Source organism: Streptomyces sp. NPDC006309 (genome assembly GCF_040613095.1).
Taxonomy (GTDB): Bacteria; Actinomycetota; Actinomycetes; order Streptomycetales; family Streptomycetaceae; genus Streptomyces.
On record NZ_JBEXRO010000010.1, the window covers coordinates 57,437 to 79,253 of the forward strand.

Annotated in this window: 9 protein-coding genes and 1 pseudogene; 5 read left to right on the top strand and 5 right to left on the bottom strand. The window is 75.5% G+C overall.

The features are described from left to right. Positions 1 to 52: 52 nt before the first annotated feature. Positions 53 to 886, top strand: a complete 834-nt coding sequence (locus ABZ117_RS15780) for a PIG-L family deacetylase (RefSeq protein WP_356821088.1) — start codon at positions 53 to 55, stop codon at positions 884 to 886. 792 nt (positions 887 to 1,678) lie between these two features. Here the strand turns inward: ABZ117_RS15780 and ABZ117_RS15785 are convergent. Next, positions 1,679 to 1,828, bottom strand: a pseudogene (locus ABZ117_RS15785) (hydrolase); the annotation flags it as partial. A gap of 126 nt (positions 1,829 to 1,954) precedes the next feature. Between ABZ117_RS15785 and ABZ117_RS15790 the strand changes: the two are divergent. The 3 genes from ABZ117_RS15790 to ABZ117_RS15800 all read left to right on the top strand — a co-directional run bounded on the left by ABZ117_RS15790 (position 1,955) and on the right by ABZ117_RS15800 (position 8,191). Further along, complete coding sequence (locus ABZ117_RS15790) at positions 1,955 to 4,918, top strand: type 2 lanthipeptide synthetase LanM family protein (protein WP_356821089.1); 2,964 nt, start codon at positions 1,955 to 1,957, stop codon at positions 4,916 to 4,918. Positions 4,919 to 4,989: 71 nt separating this feature from the next. Further along, on the top strand, positions 4,990 to 5,181 hold the full coding sequence (locus tag ABZ117_RS15795) for a hypothetical protein (RefSeq protein ID WP_356821090.1): 192 nt from the start codon (positions 4,990 to 4,992) through the stop codon (positions 5,179 to 5,181). A gap of 103 nt (positions 5,182 to 5,284) precedes the next feature. Continuing rightward, positions 5,285 to 8,191, top strand: coding sequence for an AAA family ATPase (locus ABZ117_RS15800; protein ID WP_356821091.1), 2,907 nt, complete (start codon positions 5,285 to 5,287; stop codon positions 8,189 to 8,191). 56 nt (positions 8,192 to 8,247) lie between these two features. Here the strand turns inward: ABZ117_RS15800 and ABZ117_RS15805 are convergent, their stop codons facing one another. The 3 genes from ABZ117_RS15805 to ABZ117_RS15815 form a co-directional block, all read right to left on the bottom strand. Then, entirely contained in the window at positions 8,248 to 8,976 is a 729-nt protein-coding gene (locus tag ABZ117_RS15805; RefSeq protein WP_356821093.1) for a hypothetical protein, read from the bottom strand. A 1,050-nt stretch (positions 8,977 to 10,026) separates the two neighbouring features. After that, positions 10,027 to 10,266: a hypothetical protein gene (locus ABZ117_RS15810; RefSeq protein WP_356821095.1), complete on the bottom strand. Its 240-nt coding sequence runs from the start codon at positions 10,264 to 10,266 to the stop codon at positions 10,027 to 10,029. 16 nt (positions 10,267 to 10,282) lie between these two features. Then, positions 10,283 to 10,516, bottom strand: coding sequence for an MbtH family NRPS accessory protein (locus ABZ117_RS15815; protein ID WP_356821097.1), 234 nt, complete (start codon positions 10,514 to 10,516; stop codon positions 10,283 to 10,285). A gap of 197 nt (positions 10,517 to 10,713) precedes the next feature. Here ABZ117_RS15815 and ABZ117_RS15820 point away from each other — a divergent pair, with 197 nt between their 5' ends. Further along, on the top strand, positions 10,714 to 20,268 hold the full coding sequence (locus tag ABZ117_RS15820; protein WP_356821099.1) for an amino acid adenylation domain-containing protein: 9,555 nt from the start codon (positions 10,714 to 10,716) through the stop codon (positions 20,266 to 20,268). A 199-nt stretch (positions 20,269 to 20,467) separates the two neighbouring features. Here the strand turns inward: ABZ117_RS15820 and ABZ117_RS15825 are convergent, their stop codons facing one another. After that, positions 20,468 to 21,751 carry an MFS transporter gene (locus ABZ117_RS15825; RefSeq protein ID WP_356821101.1) on the bottom strand — a complete coding sequence of 428 codons (1,284 nt, stop codon included), beginning with the start codon at positions 21,749 to 21,751 and terminating at the stop codon, positions 20,468 to 20,470. Positions 21,752 to 21,817: the final 66 nt, after the last annotated feature.

Consider the following 21,817-nt stretch of genomic DNA (forward strand, 5'->3'; position numbering starts at 1 on the left):
GCGCCCGTCGCACACGCGGACCAAGACGTAATCTCTGCTGGAGGACTGTTTCATGACTGACCGGCCTTTGACGCTGATGGCAGTACACGCCCACCCCGACGACGAGGCCACCGGAACCGGAGGGGTCCTCGCGCGGTACGCGGCGGAAGGCATCCGCACGGTCCTCGTGACGTGTACCGACGGCGGTTGCGGTGACGGTCCGGGGGGTGTCAAGCCGGGTGATCCCGGGCACGATCCGGCGGCGGTCGCCTTGATGCGGCGGCAAGAACTCGAGGCGAGCTGTGACGTCCTGAAGGTCAGCGATCTGGAGACGCTGGACTACGCCGACTCCGGGATGGCGGGCTGGGCGAGCAACGACGCCCCCGGATCCTTCTGGCGGACCCCCGTGGAGGAAGGCGCGGCCCGACTCGCGGAACTCATGCGGCATTACCGGCCTGATGTGGTCGTCACCTACGACGAGAACGGCTTTTACGGCCACCCCGACCACATCCAGGCCCACCGCATCACGATGGCGGCGCTGGAGATGACCGCGCTGACGCCGAAGGTGTACTGGACCACGATGCCCCGCTCGATGATGCAGCGGTTCGGCGAGATCATGCGCGAGTTCCACGAGGACATGCCCGAGCCGGATCCTGCCGAGGCCGCCGCGATGGCCGAGATCGGCCTCCCCGACGATGAGATCACCACGTGGGTGGACACCACCGGGTTCAGCGGTCAGAAGTTCGACGCGTTGGCCGCGCACGCCAGCCAGGGCGAGAACATCTTCTTCCTCAAGATGGGCAAGGAGAGGTTCGGCGAGTTGATGGGCATGGAGACTTTCGTACGTGTCCAGGACGCCACCGGCGCGGCCATACCCGAGAACGATCTCTTCGCCGGACTTCGCTGACCCGCCCTTCCGGCCGGCCGGGAAAGGGCATCGACCGCACGGCGCGATCGAGCGGGTCACACCCCCGGGGGCTCGCCCACGTGAGTCCCGCTCCGGCAGCCCGCGTCCAGGCCCTCGCCAGCGGCGTCTATGCGTGGCCGCGCTTCCGGCCCGACACCGCGCTGGTCCCCGGCCCACCTGGCAACCGCACGGGCGGGAGACCTGAGGGCTGCCGGACTCGGAAGGTGGGACCCCAGCCGCCCTTGCGTCCGTCGGGGCAAGACCTCGGGCTCACCATGTCGACGATCGACTCGCCGGCTCAAGGGCTCGGTCACACCCGCCTGCGACGGCGGCGGCCGGGGGCGGAGCCGGCGGTGCATGATTCGACGACTCCATCGGCGTGGCCGCCGTGACGGCCGCCCTCGGCACCGTCTACAGCGACCGCGACCTGGTCGTCTCAACGACGTCGCCCAGCTGATCCCACTGCTCCAGGCAGTACCACAGGTGCGGGGCAGGCAAGCGGGGCCGGCCCCGGCGCCGCCCGGACATCAGGCTGGGCGACCGCGGCTACGGCCGTACCGCCGTCTGGTCTGGAACCTCGGAGTGAAACGGGTGATCGCCCGCCGAGGCACCGAGCAGGGCTCTGGATCCGGCACCCGACGCTGGGTCGTCGAGCGGGTGTTCGCCCACCTGCCCTGGCTCCGCCGCCTGCGGATCCGCTGGGAGATCCGCGACGGCATCCACGAAGTCCTCCGCACCCTCGGATGCTCACTGATCTGCTGGAGACGCCCGAACTCATCCCGAGAGGAGTTCTTACTCCGGCACAACCAGCGGCAGCGGCTCACGGGCTGCGTGCCAGGCACAGGGAAGGGTGGCGACGCCCGTGCGGGCGGCAATCACCCCGCCCGCGACAGCGCAGGTGGTGTCGATACCGCCACGCCCGGCGACCGTGAACCACAGACCCGGGCGGCCGACGGGGCCGCCCCCGCGACGCCTCGTCAGCCACCGGCGACGCCAGTCCCGGTAGGGTAATTCCGGCAGACTTCCGTCTCTTGCGCCGCCACCGCGCCGGCTGACAGGCTCTGGCTCGTGACCGCCAACGATGCGCTCGCGGCAGTGGGGCCGGCCGCCCCCTCAAGGTGGCCGTCGGCCCTGGCGCCGGCGCAGTCCCAGGAGCCGCGGGACCGCGACGCGGCCGAGTTCGTCGAGGCCGCCCTCGCCGCCGCGCCCGGCGACCCGGTCCCGCCGTCCGGGCCGCTGCCGGGCACGGCCGGCTTCGCCGTCGTGCTGGCGCCGTTCGCCGAGCTGGCCGGGCGGCGGCTGCTTGCCGGTCTCGACCCGGGCGTCGGCCGGTCGACCGGACTGGACGGGATCGTCCGGGAGTTCACCGCGACCACGGCCGCCGCGCTGGGCGGCCTGGCGGCCCGCGCGCTGGTGCTGGAGCTCCAGGTGGCCCGGGTCGAGGGACGCCTGGCGGGCGCGACCCCGCAGGCCAGGTTCCGCGACTTCGTCGCCGGCACCGGGACCGGAGCCGGCCTGGCCCGACTGTTCACCGAGTACCCCCTGCTGGCCCAACTGGTCGGTCGCAGCTGCGTGAACGCCGTCGCGGCCATGGCCGAGCTGCTCAACCGGTACGCCGAGGACCGCGCCGAGCTGGTCGCCCGGCTGCTGGCCGGACGCGACCCCGGCCCGCTGGTCGCAGTGGACCGGACCGCCGGCGACACGCACCGGCGCGGGCGCCGGGTCGCCGTGCTGCGCTTCGCCGACGGCAGCCGGGTGGTGCACAAGCCCCGCCCGCTCGCGGCCGACCGCCACTTCGGCGAACTGGTCGACTGGTGCAACGCCCGCGCGGGGACACCCGGCCTGCGCACACCGGCCCTGCTGACCCGTCCGGACCACGGCTGGTCGGAGCTGATCGAGGCCCGCCCCTGCGCCTCGCGGGCCGAACTGGACCGGTTCTACCTGCGCCAGGGCACGCTGCTCGCGCTCGCCCACGTGCTCGACCTCACCGACCTGCACCACGAGAACCTGATCGCCTGCGCCGACCACCCGGTGCTGGTGGACGTGGAGACGCTCTTCCACCCGCCGCTGCCCGAGGACCCCGCTGCCGACGACCCGGCGGGCCGCGCGCTGGACGCGTCCGTGCAGCGGATCGGCCTGCTGCCCCAGCTGGTGCTCGGGGACGGTGACGCGCTCGACCTCTCCGGCCTCGGCGGCGGCGCCGACCGCCGCTCCCCGGTCGAGACGGCCGGCTGGGAGGCCGCGGGCACCGACGCCATGCGGCTGGTCCGCCGCCCCGGCGCGGTCCGCGCCGGGGCCAACCGCCCCCGGCTGGGCGGCGCCGAAGCCGAGCCCGCCGCCCACACCGAGGCACTGGTGGCCGGCTTCCGCGCGGGCTACCGCATGCTCCTGACGCACCGGCAGGAGCTGGCCGGCCTGCTGCGCCGCTTCGCCGACGACGAGGTCCGGGTGGTGACCCGGGCCACCCAGGTCTACGTGACGGTCCTCGCCGAAGCCACCCACCCCGACGTGCTACGCGAGCCGGGCGACCGGGAGGAACTGTTACGGCTGCTCGGCACGGACGCGGTGGACGACCAGGGCTGGCCGGGACTGCTCGACCATGAGATCGCCGAGCTGTGGGACGGCGACGTGCCGGTGTTCACCGCCCGCCCCGGCCGCACCGACCTGTGGAGCGGTACCGGCGCCCACATCCCCGGCGCCCTCGACCGGCCCGGACTGGCCCGGGTGGCGGAACGCCTCGCGACGATGGACGAGGCCGACCTCGCCGGGCAGGAGCGGATCATCCGGACGGCGCTGGCCTGCCGGACGGCGGCGCCGGCGCATCCCGCCGCGGTGCCCGGACCCCGGCCGGCCGGGCCGGGTGCGCGAGCCGCCGGGCAGGCCGGGCCGCCGGCGCCCGACCAGCTGCTCGCCGCCGCCCGGGAGTTCGGCGACCTGCTGGTCCAGCAGGCCCACCGGGGCCGGGACCGAGCGAACTGGCTGGGCGTCGAACTGCTCGGCGAGCGGTACCGCAGGCTCGGGCCGTGCGGCGCCGACCTGGGCCACGGGTACCCGGGCATCGCCCTCTTCCTCGCCCAGCTGGCCGCGCTCACCGGCGCGGACCGCTACGCCGGGACGGCACGCGCCGCGCTGCGCCCGCTGCCGCGGCTGCTGGACCGGCTCGCCGCGCTCCCGGACGAGGATCTCGGCACGGTCGGCTCGGGCGGCTTCACCGGGCTCGGCGGCATCCTGTACGCGCTCACCCGGGTCTCGGCCGTGCTGGCCGACGCCGGGCTGCGCGCCCTGGTCGAGCCGGCGGCCGCGCTGACCGTCCGGGCCGCCGGGGCCGAGCGGCCGACCGGCGTGCTCGACGGCACGGCGGGCGGCTTGGCCGCGCTGCTGGCCGCGCACCGGGCGTACCCGTCGGCCGAGCTCCGGCGCGGCGCGGGCGCCTGCGCCGACCGGCTCGCCGCCGAGCCCGTCCCGGCGGCGCCCGGCTTCGCCACCGGCGCCGCCGGGGTCGGCTGGGCGCTGCTCGGCTTCGCGGGCTCCGGGGGCGGCGAGCAGTACCGCCGGGCGGGGCTGGCCGCGCTGCGTTCGGCCGTGGCCGCGTTACCGTCCGCCGGCGCCGACCTCTCCTGGTGCACCGGCGCGACGGGGGTGGCGCTGGCGGTCGCCGACCGGCCCGTGGCGATGGCGGATCCGGCGCTGGCGGCGGCCGTCGCGGCGGCCGTCGGGCACCTCGCGGACGCCGGACCGGTGCCGGACGGCAGCCTCTGCCACGGCGAGTGGGGACTGCTGGAGCTGCCGCACCGGACAGCGGCCGGCGCGGTGCTCCGGGCGCGGGCCGCCGGGCCGGTCCGGCACGGCCCGCACCCCGCGGCCGACGGCGGCATCACGGCGCCCGGCCTGCTCACCGGCCTGGCCGGCCACGGCCTCGGCCTGCTGCGGCTGGGCTTCGCCGACCTGGTCCCCCCGGCGCTGCTGCTGCGGGCGCCGGAACCCGAACCCGTCCCGCCCCGGCCCCGGGTCCAAGCCGCGGACGGCTCCTGAACGCCCGGAGCCGGACGCCGCGCCACCTGACGCAGCCCACCGAGAACATCCGCAGGGAAAGGAACCCCTTGATGAACACCACCGACCTCGTGCAGCTCCGGAAGCAGCCCACCATCCGGCACGGCGCCTCCACCGACCACCCGGCGGGCGAGATCCGGCTGCGCAGCGGCGGCGGGCTCGGCCGCCGCTCCCAGCTGCTCGGCGAGTCCTCGGCGTTCCGCGGTACCAGCCCGTGGACCTCCGTCAGTATCGAGCTCCACTGAACAGCCCGTCGGGCGGCAGCGGCGGGCTGCTGCGGCGAAGCGTGATCATCTCTCCCGTGGAGCTCTCTACTCAGCGCGAGTGCGGCACGGGTAGCCTGCGCAGGTGCACACTACTGCCCCGACCACTATCGGCCGCGAGACCGAACTCGGGCTGTTCCGACGTGTACTGACAGGTCTTCAGGACAGGGCGGGCCACACGGTCCTGCTGGTGGGGGAGGCGGGGATCGGCAAGTCCCGGCTTGCCGGGGAGTGCGCCGGCCAGGCCGAGTCGCTCGGCCTGCCGGTGCTGCGCGGGCGCGGCAGCCCGACCAGTGCCGGGATGCCGTACCGCCCGCTCATCGAGGCGCTGAACTCGCGCTTCCGGGTCACGGGCGTGCCCCAGGACCCGGAGCTGGAGCCCTACCGGCCGGCCCTCGGCCGGGTGATCCCGGAGTGGCGGCACACCGCCGTGCCCGGCTACCCCGAGAGCGCGGTGGAGCTGGCCGAGGCCGTGCTGCGGCTGCTGGCCGTGCTCGGCCGGGACCGCGGCTGCCTGCTCGTCCTGGAGGACCTGCACGAGGCCGACTCCGAGACCATCGCCGTGGTGGACTACCTGGTCGACAATCTGGCCGGGCTGCCGGTCCTGCTGGCGGCCACGCTGCGGCCCGAACCGGGCGCCGCGCTGGAACTGGCCCGGGGCGCCGAGCGGCGCCGGGTCGCCTCGCTGGCCACCCTGGAGCCGCTCGGCGCACCCCAGGTCGGCGCGCTCGCGGCCGGCTGCCTGGACCTGCGGGCCGAGCAGGTGCCCGCCGCCGTGGTCGAGCGGCTCAGCACGCTCAGCAACGGCAACCCGTACCTCGTCGAGGAGTTGCTCGCCGAGATGGTCGGTTCCGGAGTGCTGCGCCGGGACGGCGGCGGCTGGCGGGTCACCGGCGACCTGGCGGCCGCGGTCCCGGTCAGCGTGGTCAGCGGCCTGCGGCAACGGCTGGCACAGCTCGATCCGCAGGTGCGCGACCTGCTGCTGCTCGCCGCGACCCTGGGCACCAGGTTCTCGATCGGCACGCTGGAGCTGATCACCGGACACAGCGTGCGGCTGCTGCTCGACCAGCTGGCCGCCGCGGCCGCCTCGGGCTTCGTCGTCCCCGATCCCACCGCGGTCGACCAGTACGCCTTCCGCCACGCGCTCACCGCGGAGGCGCTGCTCGCCGGGCTGCCGCCGGCCGAGCGGGCGGTGATCGCCCGCCGGGCGGCCGAGGCGGTCCTGGCCGCCGACCCGGCGGTCTCCGACGACCGCTGCCAGCTGGTGGCGCGGCTGCGGCTGCTGGGCGGCGACGAGGCGGGAGCGGCGCTGCTCTACGCCGAAGCCGGCCGCCGGGCACTCGCCGGGGGCGCCTCGGCCACCGCCGTGCGGCTGCTGGAGCGGGCCCGCGGGCTGGCGGCGCCGGCCGACCGCACCGCCGTCACCGAGTCGCTGGTGCACGCGACGGCCGAGAACGGGCAGCTGGACCGGGCACTCGCGCTGGCCCAGTCGCTGCCGGACGCGGGGGCCGACGCGCTGGACATCGAGCGCCGGGTCGCCCTGCACACCAGGCTCGCCTGGGCCGCGGTGATCTCCGAACGCGCCGCCGACACTCTCGCGCAGGTGGCCGCCGCCCGCGCACAGCTCGGGGACCCGTCGGACCCGCGGCACACCGCCGCGCTGGCCGTGGTCGAGGCCCACCTGGCGCTGCTGCCCGCGCACGGCGCGGAGACGGCCGAGACCGAACGGCTGGCCCGCGAGGCGGCCGAGGTCGCCGAGCGCGAGAAGCTCCCCGTGGTGGCCTGCCAGGCCTGGCAACTGCTCGCCCTGCTGGCCCGCGAGCGCGGCTTCGACGACGCGGACGCCTGCCTGGAGCGGATGCTCGCCGTAGCGGAGGAGCACAGCCTGCCGGTCTGGCGGGTGGAGGCGCTGCTGCGGCTCGGCGCCAACGCCTTCCTGCGCAGCGGTGACGCGCGTCGGATCCGGGAGGCGCGGGACGCCGCGCGCGATCTGGGCGCCCTCGCCCTGGCCCAGCACGCGGAGGGCCTGCTGGCGATGGACGCCGTGCAGCGCGCCGACTTCCCCGCCGCGCAGGAGATCATCGACCGCTGCCTGGAGCCGAGCGCCCGGATGCGCAACCTCGGCGGCCACCGCTACCTGCTGCTGGTGGCCGCCACCCTCGCCGCCCACCAGGGCCGGCGGCGGCAGATGGAGCGGGAACTGCTCCGGTTCGACCAGGCCGACGAATCCACCTCCTTCCTGATGCCGGTCCTGCTCGGCCTGTGCCGGGCGTTCTGCGCCCTGCTGGAGGAGAACCGCACCCAGGCGCTGGCCGAGCTGGCCGCCGCGGCCGCCTGGGAGGACCAGCACCCCAACATGTTCTACCTGAGCGGACGGTACGGCCTCGGTCCGCTGCTCGCCGTCGTCGGCGGCACCGCCGACCGTGCGGCGTACACGGCGGCCCTGGCGGCCCCGGCCGCCGCGCTGGCCTGGAACCGGCAGTTCCTGGTGCTCACCGACGCCGTCCTGCTCGGGCGGGAGGGCCGCGGCCGGGAGGCCGCCGGACTGGTGGACCGGGCACGGCAGGAGTTCCGCGGGTTCCCGACCGGCCGTCACCTCGGGCTGCGGCTGGTCGCCGAGGCGGCTCTCGCCGACGGCTGGGGCGAGCCCGTCGCCTGGCTGCGGACCGCCGAGGAGTACTTCCACCAGGCCGGCGTCCGCTCCGTCGCCGGCGCCTGCCGGTCGCTGATCCGGCAGGCGGGCGTGCCGGTGGCGCAGCGGCGCACCGGGCGGGAGCTGATCCCCGAGGGGCTGCGGTCGGTCGGGGTGACGCCGCGTGAGTTCGACGTGTTCGCGCTGCTCGTGGAGCGGCTCGGGAACCAGGACGTCGCCCAGCGGCTGTCCATCTCGCCCCGCACGGTGGAGAAGCACATCGCCAGCCTGCTCCACAAGACCGGCAGCGCGAACCGCGCGGAGCTGTGCCGGCTCGCCCGGGCGCTGTGCGGGGACTGACCACGCGTGCCACCGGGCCGGTCGGTCCCCGCCCGGCGGCACGGACGAGCCGTCGGTCACCGGGCCCCGGGTGGGAGGAGGACGTCGGTGCCGAGAGCCTGCTCCTGACTCCGGTGACGGACCAGGTCGGCGACGGCGAGGTCCAGCACGCCCAGGCCGAACGGCGAGAAGACCGTGAGGGCCTCGGGGGCGCGCTCGCGCCGGCCGCCGGCGAGGATGGCGCCGATCGAGTCGGCGATGAAGTCGCGGTGACCGGCCTGCTCTTCGGCCGGCTGCTGAGAGGTGGACTCGCGGCAGACATGGTCACCGTCGTCGACGATGTTGACGCTGGACAGAATGGTCTCCGGGGCGAGGTCGCGCGGGGACAGGTGCAGCAGCAGCGTCCCGGGCGGGCAGTCGGACGGGTCCAGGTGCGGGCCGGCGGCGGTGGTGGCGAGTGAGACCAGCGGGCGGGCCGCCGGGATGTGCCCGATCCGCTCGGTGGCGGTGGTCCGCAGCCCGGGCAGCTGGACCGCGCGGCGTTCGGCGAAGGCCCGCGCGCGGGCCGGGTCGAGGTCGAGGCCGAAGAGGGTGACCTCGGCCGACTCGGGCAGCAGGGCGCGCGGGAAGGTGAGCACCTCGAAGTCGATCACTCCGCAGCCGGTCAGCGTGACGCCGGTCTGCGGCTCCCGCGGGGCGAGCGTCGCGGCGGCGAGCACGGCGGCGGCGAGCACGGCGCTCGCCGCGGTGCGCCGCGCGGAGGTCACGGAGCCGTCCAGCAGCATCTCGGGGTGACCGGTGCGCATCGAGTGGAGGATGATTCGCCGCCGGGGCGCGCTCCAGCCCGGCGTCCGGGTTGCCGGGGAACGAGGAGATCCACTCGATGCCGGCGACCGGCTCCTGCGCCCCGGTGCCCCCGGCGTTTCCCAGGTTGCCGGAGGCTGTACCTCCGGCGCCCGTCGTGCCCTTGCCGGTGCCCGTACCGGCGCCGGCGCCGGCCACGGGGCGCACGCGTGCCAGTGGCCGGCATCCTGCGTGCCCGGGGCGTGCCCGCCGGGGTGGGCCGGCAGGGCGGTGACCCGGTTGCGCGCCTCCTCGGGGAACCGCAGGAAGTGCGGGCGCGGGAGCACGGTCCGGCCGGCCGCGTGCAGCCGGTACGCCCGGCTCACCACCTCGACCACCCTGCTCCTCGGCACCGTCCAGGACCTGGCGGACGTGACCGGCCGTCAGGATCGGCATGCCGCCACCTGGGCCACTGGATCTTGCTCCTTCCACAGGTGGGCGACGCCGCCGAAGCGCGACGCGACTCAATCGTCGCCGTAGATCGTGCCGAGGCAGCACTCGCCCCCGGTCGGGGAGGATCACCGCGCGGGTCAGACCGGCCGGGATACGGTCGCCCAGCCGCCGGACCGCGGCGAGCACCGCGCCCGCCGAGCCACCGGTCAGGATCGCCTCGCGGTGCGCCAGCGGCGGCAGTTGACCACGCAGCGAGGTCGCTGACGTGCACCGCCTCCTCCGCTAGGCCGTCCCTGTGGAGCGCCGGGCGGACGGCCGCGCCGTGGCCGGGGATCAGCCGAGGCGCGGGCTCGCGCCCGAAGATGGCCCTCGGCGTCGACGGCCACGATGGTCACCGGGAGCCGCCGCTCCCGCGCGTACTCGGCGCAGCCGCGCAGCGTCCCGCACGAACGGGTCGCGCTGAAATGGTGGTCCAGGCCGCCGGGCAGGACCTCGCAGATCTCCCGCACGGTCGCGTGGTGCGAGCGCGGGCCGATCCGGTTCGATCACCGGTCCGGGCAGTAGGCGTGCTCCGTGCCGGCGAGGATCTCACGCACCGCGCAGGCGAAGCGGACCCCGAACTACCCGTACGCCCGGGTGGGTCCGATGCCCTGGTCGCCCGAGCCGGGCTCGGCCACGGCCGACCGGCCGGAGCTCACCCGGCCCTCGTTGATGGCGCCGCGCAGCAGCTCCAGCCCGGAGCGGTCCTTGGTCGAGCCGCCGGGGTCGAGCGCTTCCGGCTCGGCCAACAGGCGGAAGCGGGCGGTCGGGTCGAACCCGGGCAGCTCGGCCGGCGGCGTCCGGTCCGCGGTCCGCTGCACGCCGGCGGGCACGGTGTCAGACGGCCGCACGGGTCCCGCTGCTGGCGCTGTCCATCCGGTTGCGCAGGCTCAGCGGCCGCATGTCGGTCCACACGGTCCCGATGTGCTCCAGGCACTCCTCCCGACTGCCCCGGACACCCTCGGCCCGCCAGCCGAGCGGCAGTTCGCGGTCGGCGAGCCAGATCGAGTACTGCTCCTCGTCGTTGAGCACGACCAGGTAGCTACGGGTGTCGGCGGCTTCCTCGGCCATCAGGCCCTCCTGCCCTCGGGGGTTCGACACTGCGACGGGGCGAGCCTGCCGGGCGCCGGGGAACGGCGACAAGAGACAAACGGGCAGCAGGAACGGCACCGCACCCTGCCACTGTGTCCCTGGTGCCGGGCTTGCGCCCGCCAGCAGGCTTCGCCGGGGGCGCGGTGCGCGTCCGTGAGGACCCGTGGAGGTGGCCGGTGGAGATTGACGACAGCCGTGGCGGCACGGACAGCACGGCCGGGGCGCCCCGCAACGCGTCGTTCGGGCAGCAACGGCTCTGGTTCCTCGACCAGTTGCGGCCGGGCACGCCCGACTACCTGCTCCCGCTGGCGCTGCGGATCCGGGGCGACCTGGACGCCGGCGCGCTGCTCGGTGCGCTCACCGCCGTCGTCGAGCGGCACGAGGTGCTGCGCACCAGCTACCGGCAGGACGCCGGCCGGTTGCGGCAGCGGATCGCGCCGGAAGTCGAACTCCCGTTCCACCGATGCGACTTCACCGACCTGCCGGCCGCCGATCGGGAGGCTCGGCTGGTCCGGCTGATCGAGGAGGAGCTGCGGCTCCCGGTCGACCTGGCCCGGCAGCCCCCGCTGCGGGCCGTGCTGGCCCGGGTGGGCGCCGCCGACCACCTGCTGATCGTGGTGGTCCACCACATCGCCTTCGACGGCATGTCCTGGCACCTCCTCGGGGCCGAGCTGGCGGCCGGCTACCGGGAGCGCACCGGCGGCGCGCCGGCCGCCCTCGCGCCGCTCGCCCTCCAGTACGCCGACTTCGCCGACTGGCAGGCCGAGCGGCTCACCGGCCGGCGGCTGGCCGCCGGGCTGGACCACTGGCGCACCGCGCTGGCGGGTCTGACGCCGCTGGAGCTGCCCACCGACCGCCCCCGCCCGGCCGTCTGGGACGGCGCCGGCGACGCCGTCCGCTTCGAGCTGCCGGCCGAGCTGATGACACGGGTCGACCTACTCGCCCGCCGCAGCCGGGCGACCCGGTTCATGGTGCTGCTCGCCGCGTTCCAGGCGGTGCTCGCCCGGTTCAGCGGACAGCGGGACATCGCGGTCGGCACGCCGGTGGCCGGCCGCGGACTGCCCGATGCGGAGCGGCTGATCGGCCTGTTCGTCAACACCGTGGTGCTGCGTGGCGACCTGAGCGGCGAGCCGTCCTTCCGGACCCTGCTCGGCCGGGTCGCGGCCAACACACTGGCCGCCCTCAGCCACGCCGGTACGCCGTTCGAACTGGTGGTGGACGAGCTGGCGCCGGAGCGTGACCTCGCCCGCAACCCGCTGTTCCAGGTGTCCTTCTCACTGCGCACCGCGCCGCCGGAGCCGATCGCGCTGCCCGGCCTCGACTGCGAACTGGTCCGCACACCGCTGACCGGCTCGCCGTTCGACCTGGTGCTGGACACCGACATACTGCCCGACGGACGCCTCAACGCCCGGCTGCAATACGCCACCGCGCTGTTCGACCGGACGACCGCGAAGCGCCTGGCCGACGCCTTCCGCGTGCTGCTCGACGCCGTGCTAGCCGACCCGGACCGCCCGCTGCACCGCGTCGGCCTGCTGACCGACCAGGACCGGCTGGCGGTGGTCGAGAAGTTCAACGAGACCGCCGTGCCGCTGCCCGAGCGCTGCCTGCACGAGCTGTTCGCCGAGCAGGCCGAGCGCACCCCAGGGGCGGTCGCGCTGCGCTGGCCGGACGGTGAACTGACGTATCGTCAGCTCGATTCCCGGGCGAACCTCCTGGCGCACCGGTTGCGGGCGCACGGGGCGGGGCCGGAGAGCCTGGTGGGCGTCTGCCTGCGCCGGGGGCCGGAGCTGGTGGTGGCGCTGCTCGCGGTGCTCAAGGCCGGTGCCGGTTACCTGCCGCTGGCGCCCGACCACCCGCCGCTGCGGCGCTCCCGGCTGCTCGACCGGGCCGGCGCCGAACTGCTCATCGCTGACGGTGAGTCGGCGCAGGGCTGGACCGGGACGGTGCTGGCCGTCGGGGACGGGGAGCGGGAGACCGCGCCCGAGAGCGGTGCCGGGCCGGACAACCTCGCGTACCTGATCTACACCTCGGGCTCCACCGGCGAGCCCAAGGGCGTCATGGTGACCCACCGCAACGTGGTCAACTACGTGCGCTGGTCCGCCCGGACCTACCTCGGCGAGGGCGCCGGCACCGCGCTGTACTCCTCGGTCGCCTTCGACCTGCCGGTCACCTCGCTCTTCCCCGCGCTGCTCACCGGCGCCGCCGTCACCCTCACCCCGGACGACGGCACGCCCGGCCTCGACGGCCTGGTCCAGCTGCTGAGCCGGGACTCCTTCGACCTGCTGAAGCTCACCCCGACCCACCTCGGGCCACTCGGCCGGGAGCTGCCCGCGGCGGCGCTGCGCACCGCGACACCCCACCTGGTGATCGGCGGCGAGCAGCTCACCGGCGCGATGCTGGAGCCGTGGCGGTGGCACGCCCCGGACACCGTGGCGTTCAACGAGTACGGCCCGACCGAGACCACGGTCGGCTGCGCCACCCTCGCCCTCCCGGTGCGCGAGCTCGACGAGGGCCCGATGGGCATCGGCGTGCCGATCGACAACACCACCCTGTACGTGCTGGACGCCGAGCTCGAGCCGGTGCTGCCGGGCGCCGTCGGCGAGCTGTACATCGGTGGCGTCCAGGTGGCCCGCGGTTACCGGGGGCGCGGCGACCTCACCGCCGAGCGCTTCGTCCCCGACCCGTACGCCAAGGTCCCCGGCGCCCGGCTCTACCGCAGCGGCGACCTGGTCCGGCACCGCTCCGACGGCCTGCTGGAGTTCCTCAGCCGCGTCGACACCCAGATCAAGGTCGCCGGGTTCCGGGTCGAACCGGCCGAGGTGGAGGCCGCGCTGGCCGAGCACCCCGAGGTGCTGGAGGCCGCGGTGGGCGCCCACGGCACGGGAGACGCGGCCCGGCTGGTCGCCTACCTGGTGCCGGCCGGCGAACGCGCACCGCGGGTGGCCGAACTCCGCGCCCACCTGGAGCGGCTGCTCCCCGCCTACCTGGTGCCCGCGCTCTACGTGGTGCTGCCCGAGCTGCCGCACACGGCCAGCGGCAAGGTGGACCGCAAGGCGCTGCCCGACCCTACCGGCGCCCGGCTGGTCCCGGCCGCGGACCGGGTCGCGCCGCGCACCCCGCTGGAGCGGGCGGTCGCCGCCATCTGGTGCGAGCTGCTCGACCTGGACGAGGTCGGCGTGCACGACGACTTCTTCGCCCTCGGCGGCAACTCCCTGCTGGTCACCCGGCTGGCCTTCCGGCTCCGGCAGGTCCTCTCCGCCGACGTGCCGCTGGCGGACGTGTTCGCCGCAGGCACCGTCGCCCGGCTCGCCGAGGTTTTGGCCGCCGCCGCCCCCGAACGGCAGGCGCCGATCACCCCGGCGGGCACGGACGGACCGCTGCCTCTTTCCTTCGCCCAGCAGCGCCTCTGGTTCCTCGACCGCCTCGCGCCCGGCGCCACCGACTACCTGGTGCCGATCGCGCTGCGGCTGCGCGGCCCGCTGGACCGGACGGCGCTGACCACCGCGCTGGCCCGCCTGGCCGAGCGACATGCGGTGCTGCGCACCCGGTACGAGGAGCGCGACGGCGAGCCGGTCCAGCTCGTCGACCCCGGCGCCCGGATCCCGCTGACCGAGCGGGCGGCCACCGAGGAGGAGGCGCTGCGGCTGATCCGCGCGGACCTGGAGGTCCCGTTCGACCTGGCGGCCGGCGCCCCGGTGCGCGCGATGCTGCTGCGCATCGGCGCGGACGACCACCTGCTGGCGCTGACGCTGCACCACATCGTCTCCGACGGCTGGTCGGTGGAGGTCCTGGCCGACGAGCTGGCGCGGCACTACGCCGGCGAGGCCGTCGAGCCGCTGCCCGTCCAGTACGCGGACTTCGCCCGCTGGCAGCGCGAGCACGCCGCCACCGAGGAGTTCGCCGCCCGCCTCGGGCACTGGCGGGAACGGCTGGCCGGCCTGACCCCGCTGGAGCTGCCCACCGACCGCCGCCGCCCGCGCCTGCGCGACCCGCGCGGCGGCCGGCTCGCCATCGAGCTGCCCGCCGAACTCGGCGAGTCCATCGATGATTTGGCCCGCCGCAACGGCGCCACCCCGTTCATGGTGCTGCTCGCCGGCTGCTACGCGCTGCTCGGCCGGTGGAGCGGCCAGCAGGACATCGCGGTCGGCACCGCCGTCTCCGGCCGCACCCGCTCAGAGACGGCACCGCTGATCGGATTCTTCGCCAACACCCTGGTGCTGCGCGGCGACCTCAGCGGGCGCCCCAGCTTCACGGACCTGCTCGCCCGGGTCCGCGAGCTGGCGCTCGACGCCTACGGCCACGCCGACGTGCCGTTCGAACGCGTCGTCGAGGAGCTGGCACCCGAACGCGACCTGTCCCGCAACCCGCTCTTCCAGGTGATGTTCGAGCTGCGCCCGCCCAAGGGCGAGGCGTTCAGCCTGCCCGGGCTCCGGGTCGAGCAACTCGCCGTCTCCTGGCCGGCCGCCAAGTTCGACCTGACGGTCTCGGTGCAGCCGCAGGCGGACGGTACCCTGCGCTGCGGCTTCGAGTACGCCACCGCGCTGTTCGACCGGGACACCGTGCGGCGGATGGCCGAGCACTACGGGCGCCTGCTCGCCGCGGTGGTCGGCGAACCGGACCTGCCGCTCGACCGGATCGAGGCGCTGGACGCCGCCGAACGGGAGGCGCTGGTGCACGGCCGGCACGACACCACAGCCGAGCCGCCCGCCCGCTGCCTGCCCGAGCTCTTCGCCGAACAGGCCGCCCGCACCCCCGACGCGCCGGCCGTCGTCTTCGCCGAGCACACCCTGAGCTACGCCGAACTCGACGCCCGGGCCACCCGGTTGGCGCACCACCTGCGCGCCCTCGGAGTGCGCGCGGAGACCCCGGTCGCGGTCTGCCTGCGCCGCGACGCCGACCTGGTCACCGCTCTGCTCGGCGTGCTCCGGGCCGGCGGCATCTACGTGCCGGTCGACCCCGCGCACCCACCGCAGCGCCGCACCCACGTGCTCGCCGACAGCGGCGCCACCGTGCTGATCAGCCAGTCCTGGATCCGCGGGGAACTGCCCGAGTGCCCCGCCCGGTTGGTACTGCTCGACGAGGACCCGGAGCCGGCCGGGCCGGCACCGGCCGGTTGGCGGCCGGCCGCCGAACTGCCGCCGCTCGACCCCGCCGGGGCCGCCTACCTGGTGTACACCTCGGGCTCGACCGGCCGCCCCAAGGGCGTGCTGATCAGCCACGAGGCCATCCGCAACCGGGTGTTGTGGACGGTGCGCGAGCACGGCCTCGGCCCGGCGGACCGGGTGCTACAGAAGACCACGGTCGGCTTCGACGCCTCCGTCTGGGAGTTCCTGGCACCGCTGGTCTGCGGCGCGACGGTGGTGGTCGCCGCCGACGGCGTGCCGCGCGACCCGGCCGCCATGGTGCGGGCGGTGGCCGAGCACCGGATCACGGTGCTGCAACTCGTGCCGTCCGTGCTGCGGGTGCTGGTCCAGCAGCCCGGGCTGCGCGACTGCGGCACGCTGCGACTGGTGTTCTGCGCCGGCGAGCCGCTGCCCGTGGAACTCTGCGACCGGCTGCTCGCCCTGCTGCCGGTCACCCTGGTCAACACCTACGGCCCCACCGAGTGCGCCATCGACGTGACCTCCTGGCGCTACGACGGCCGGGAGGCCGGCGAGATCGTCGCCATCGGGCAGCCGATCGACAACACCCGGATCCTGGTGCTCGACCCGGACGGCGGCCTGGTCCCGCTCGGCGTCCCCGGCGAGCTGTGCGTGGCCGGCACCGGCCTGGCCCGCGGCTACCTCGGCCGCGGCGACCTGACCGCCGAGCGCTTCGTTCCCAACCCGCACCCGGCCGCCCCGGGCGAGCGGCTCTACCGCACCGGGGACCGGGTCCGGCGCCGCGCCGACGGCACGCTGGAGTACCTCGGCCGGCTCGACCGGCAGGTCAAGCTGCGCGGCATCCGGATCGAGCCCAGCGAGATCGAGGCCGCGCTCTGCGAGCACCCCTCCGTCGCCGCGGCGGCCGTCGGCGTCTACGGTGACCAGCAACTGGTCGGCCACGTCGTCCCCGTCGAGGGCGCCGAACCCGACCCGGCCGCGCTGCGGGCCCACCTGGCGGCCCGGCTGCCGGACGCCATGGTGCCGGCCGTGCTGCGGACCCTCGCCGCACTGCCCCTCACCGCCAGCGGCAAGGTGGACCTCGAGGCGCTGCCCGGGCTGGCCGGCCTGGCCGCGGTGGGGGAGTACCTCGCGCCACGTGACCCCGCCGAGCAGACCATCGCCGAGATCTTCGCCGAGCTGCTGGGCCGCGAGCTGGTCGGCGCGCTCGACGACTTCTTCGCCCTCGGGGGCCACTCGCTGCTCGCCACCCGGCTGGTCTTCCGGCTGCGGGCGGCCTTCGGTGTCGACATCCCGGTCGCCGAGGTCTTCTCCCGCCGCACCGTCGCCGCCCTGGCCGAACTGGCCACCGCCCCGGGCGCCCGGCCCGCCGACCCGGCCGGAGCGGTGCTGCCGGTGCCGCGCGGCGGCACGCTGCCGCTCTCCTCCGCCCAGCGCCGGATGTGGTTCCTCGACCAGCTGGAGCCCGGCAGCTCCGAGTACCTGGTGCCGCTGGTGCTGCGCCTGCGCGGCCCGCTGCACACCGCCGCACTGACCGGCGCGCTGGACGACCTGGCGGCCCGTCACGAGGCGCTGAGAACACGTTACCTGGCGCCGGGCGGCGAGCCGGTACAGGTGATCGACCCGGTGGTCGCCCTCGGTGCCGCGCCGGTGGACCTCTCCGGCCTGCCGGCGGAGGAGGCCGCCGCTCGGGCCGAGGAGCTGGTGCGGGACGAGACCGCCCGGCCGTTCCGCCTCGACCGGGAACCGCCGCTGCGCGCCCTGCTCGTCAAGGTCGGCGAACAGGAGCACCTGCTCGTCCTGACCGCCCATCACATAGCGGTCGACGGCTGGTCCCTGGACCTGCTGACCCGCGACCTCGGGTCGCTCCACCGGGCCCGGCTCACCGGCGGCAGCCTGCCGCCCGCGCCACCGGTGCAGTACGCCGACTTCGCGGCCTGGCAGGACCGCTGGTCGCAGGGCGAGCTGCCGGAGGCCCAACTCGCGCACTGGCGGGAGCGGCTCGGCGGGCTCACCCCGCTGGAGCTGCCCACCGACCGGCCCCGCCCGGCCGTCCGCGACCCGCGCGGCGACCTGCTCGCCCTCGCGGTTCCCGACGAGCTCGCCGAGGCCGTGGCGGACCTGGCGCGCAGCCAGGCGGTCACCCCGTTCGTGGTGCTGCTCGCCGCCTTCGACGTGCTGCTCGCCCGCTACACCCGGCAGGCGGACGTCTGCGTCGGCACCCCCACCGCAGGCCGGACCCGGCCCGAAGTGGAGGAGGTGGTCGGCTCCTTCGTCAACACCGTGGTGCTGCGCGCCGACCTCGGCGGCGACCCGAGCTTCGCGGCGCTGCTGCGCCGGGTCCACCAGGACGTGGTCGCCGCCTACAGCCACCAGGACCTGCCCTTCGAGCGCCTGGTCGACGAACTCCAGCCGGACCGGGACCTGTCGCGGAACCCGCTGTTCCAGGTGATGTTCGAGCTACAGCACGTCCAGAGAACCCCGCTGCGGCTGGACGGCCTGACCGTCGAGCGGGTCCCCTCGCCCTGGCGGACCGCGAAGTTCGACCTCACCCTCTCGCTCGGCCGCCGCGCCGACGGCGGTCTGCAAGGGCTGTTCGAGTACGCCACGGCGCTCTTCGACCGCACCACGGTCGAGCGCATGGCCGGGCACTACCTGACCCTGTTGCGCGCGGCCACCGCGCGGCCCGAGACCCCGCTCAGCCGGCTGGCGATCCTCAGCCAGGACGAACGGGAGCAGCTGGTGCACGGCTGGAACACGGCCGGCGCCGAGCTGCCGGCGGCCTGCGTGCCGGCCCTGTTCGAGCGGCGCGCCGCCGAGACCCCCGACGCGGTCGCCGTCTCGTTCGGACCGGCCTCCCTCGGCTACGCCGAGCTCAACGCCCGGGCCAACCAGCTGGCCCACCACCTGCGCGAGCTGGGTGTCGGGGCGGAACGCCCGGTCGCCGTCTGCATGGAGCGCGGGGTCGAGGTCGTGGTGGCGCTGCTCGCGGTGCTCAAGGCGGGCGGCGTCTACGTGCCGATCGATCCCGAACACCCGGCCGAACGGCTGGCGTTCATGCTGGGCGAGCTGGACGCCGGGGCCGTGCTGAGCACCGGCCGGTTCGCCGGGCGGCTCTCCGCCGTCGCCCGCGGCCCGCTGGTGCTGGTCGACGCGGAGGCGGGGCGGATCGCCGGGCGCCCGGACCACAACCCCCCGCCGCAGGCCGCGCCGGACCAGCTGGCGTACATGATCTACACCTCGGGCTCCACCGGGCAGCCCAAGGGCGTGCTGATCGAGCACGGCTCCTACGCCCACCACTGCCGGGTGATCGCCGACGCCTACGGCATCGAGCCGGGCGACCGGGTGGTGCTGCTCTCGGCGCTCACCTTCGACGTGGCGATGGACCAGATCGCCGCCACCCTGCTGGCCGGCGCGACCGTCGTCGTGGCCGACCCGCTGTTCTGGAGCCCCGCCGAACTCCCCGGGCGGGTCGCCGAACACGGCATCACCGTCATGGAGATCACCCCCGCCTACTACCGCGAGGTGATCCAGCACGTGCCGCCCGGCGACGAACGGCTGAGCGGCCTGAAGCTGATGAACGTCGGCAGCGACGTGGTCACCGTGGACGACGCCCGGGCCTGGACCACCACCGGCCTGCCCGGCCGGTTCCTGTGCAACTACGGCCCCACCGAGGCGACCGTCACCTGCGTCCTGCACCCCGTGCCGGCGGCCCCGGCCGGCCGCGGCGAGGCCGCGCTGCCGATCGGCCGCCCCGTCCCGGGCACCCGGGCCTACGTGCTGGACGGTGCCGGCGGCCCCGTTCCGGTCGGGGTGCCCGGCGAACTCCACCTCGCCGGGGTCCGCTTGGCCCGCGGCTACCATCGCCGCCCCGGGCTCACCGCGGAGAAGTTCGTCCCCGACCCCTTCGGCGACGTGCCGGGCGGCCGGCTCTACCGGACCGGCGACCTGGTGCGCTACCTCGCCGACGGCACCATCGAGTTCCTCGGCCGGATCGACCAGCAGGTCAAGCTGCGCGGCTTCCGGATCGAACTGGGGGAGATCGAGGCGGTGCTGGCGCAGCACCCCGGGCTGCGCCAGGTCGCCGTCGTCGCCCGCGACGTCCGGCCGGGCGACCGCCGGCTGGTCGCCTACCTGGTACCGCGCGGCAACGGCTGCCCGGACGTCGCCGAGCTGCGCGAGTGGGCCGGCGAGCGGCTGCCCCCGTACATGGTGCCCTCGCTCTGGACGACCCTGCCCGAGCTGCCGCTGACCCCCAGCAAGAAGGTGGACCGCAAGGCCCTCCCGGAGCCCGCCACCACCGGCGAGCTGCTGGAACGCCCCTACCGGGCGCCGCGCAACCCGACCGAGGAGATCGTGGCCGAGGTGTGGGCGGAGACCCTCGGCATCGAGCGGATCGGCGTCGACGAGGACGTCTTCGTCCTCGGCGCCCACTCGCTGCTCGCCACCCGGGTGCTCGCCCGGCTGGTCGCCGTCTTCGACGTGGACCTGCCGCTGCGCTGCCTCTTCGAGGCCACCACGGTGGCCGCCCTGAGCCAGGTCCTGCTGGAGGCGCTGGAGGCGCAGATCGCCGAGCTGACGGACGAGGAGGTCGCCGCCCTGCTGGCGGAGGAGGGCGAAGCCCGCTGAACCCAGGGCCCGGCACGTCCGCCCGCCACCCCCTGGGGGGCGGCGGGCGGACGTCTTTCGCGTTCCCGTCCTCACGCGCGGTCGGGCGGCGTCCTGAGTGGCGGGGCCGGGGCCACGAGGCTGCCGGCGGGCAACGGCGAAGCGCGGCGCACGGCGGGGAACCGTGCGCCGCGCGGGGGCGGCGCTCGTGGACCGGCTGTCAGGCGGCCGGCGTCGGCTCCGGCTCGTCGGTGGTCGCCGTGGCGCCGGCCAGCGTGGGGGCGGAGCGCACCGAAGGGCTGAGCGCGGCGGTCGCGGCCAGCAGGACCATCCAGGCGGCCAGCACCCGGACGGTGGCGTCCGCGCCCAGCCCGGCCAGCAACTGGCCGCCGACCAGGGAGCCGAGCGGGATGGCGCCGAACGCGACCAGGCCGACCGCGCCGAGCACCCGGCCCTGGATGGCGTCGGGCGTGACGGCCAGCTGATAGGCCGAGATGACCACGTTCCAAACGGGGCCGACGAAGCACATCAACGCGTACACCACGCCGATCAGGTACGGGTCGCGGACCACCAGCAGCACCGGAGTGAGCAGGGCCCAGGCCCAGTTGGCGCCGATCACCACGGTCCGCATCGACAGCCGGCGCTCCACCGCGGGCGCGAGCAGCGAGCCGAGCACCCCGCCCACCGCCGCCACCCCGAACATCACGCCGATCGCGGCGGACGAGCCGTGCCGCCCGCGGGCCATCACGATGACCGTCAGGAAGAGCGCCTGGAACAGCAGGTTGCTGCCGGCGATCAGGAAGGTGGTCGTACGCAGGAACGGCTGGCGCCACAACCAGCGCACGCCCTCGGTGAGTTCGCGGTGCAGCGGGGCAGTGCGCGGGCGCCGCTCGGCCTGGAACTCGCGGCGGATCAGCAGCAGGCCGACCAGCGACCACAGGTAGCTGGCGGCATCGAAGAGGAACGGCACCGCCCGGCCCAGACCGAAGAGCACGCCGCCCAGTGGCTGGCCGAGCATCGCGGCCCCGCGCGCCCGCGCCTCGTTGCGGGAGAGCGCGGCGGCGAGCTGGGAGGGGTGCACCACGTTGGGGACGGCCGCCGAGGCGGCGATCCGGAAGAACACCGTCAGCGTGCCCTCGGTGAACCCGACCGCGAGCACGTGGGGCAGCGAGAGCCGGTGCAGCAGCAGGGCCGCCGCCACGCTGCCGATGGCCAGGCCGCGCAGCGCGTCGCAGGTGATCATCGTCCGCCGCCGGTTCCAGCGGTCGACCAGCGCTCCGGCCGGCAGCTGGAACAGCAGTTGCGGCAGCAGGGCGATGAAGCCGGTGAGTCCGGCGTCCGCCGGGGAGCCGGTCAGCGCGAGGATCAGCAGCGGGTAGGCCACGCTGGAGACGTTGGAGCCCAGCCCGGAGGCCGCCGCGGCCTGCCACAGCAGGACGAAGTCTCGGTTGCGCAGCAACGGCTCGACGGGCCGGGGGACTTCCTCGCGCACGGTGTGGGTCATGGCTCGATGCTGGGAGGCCGTCCGTCCCCGGCCCAGAGAAGGACCGGCAGTCACGCGCGCAGTCCG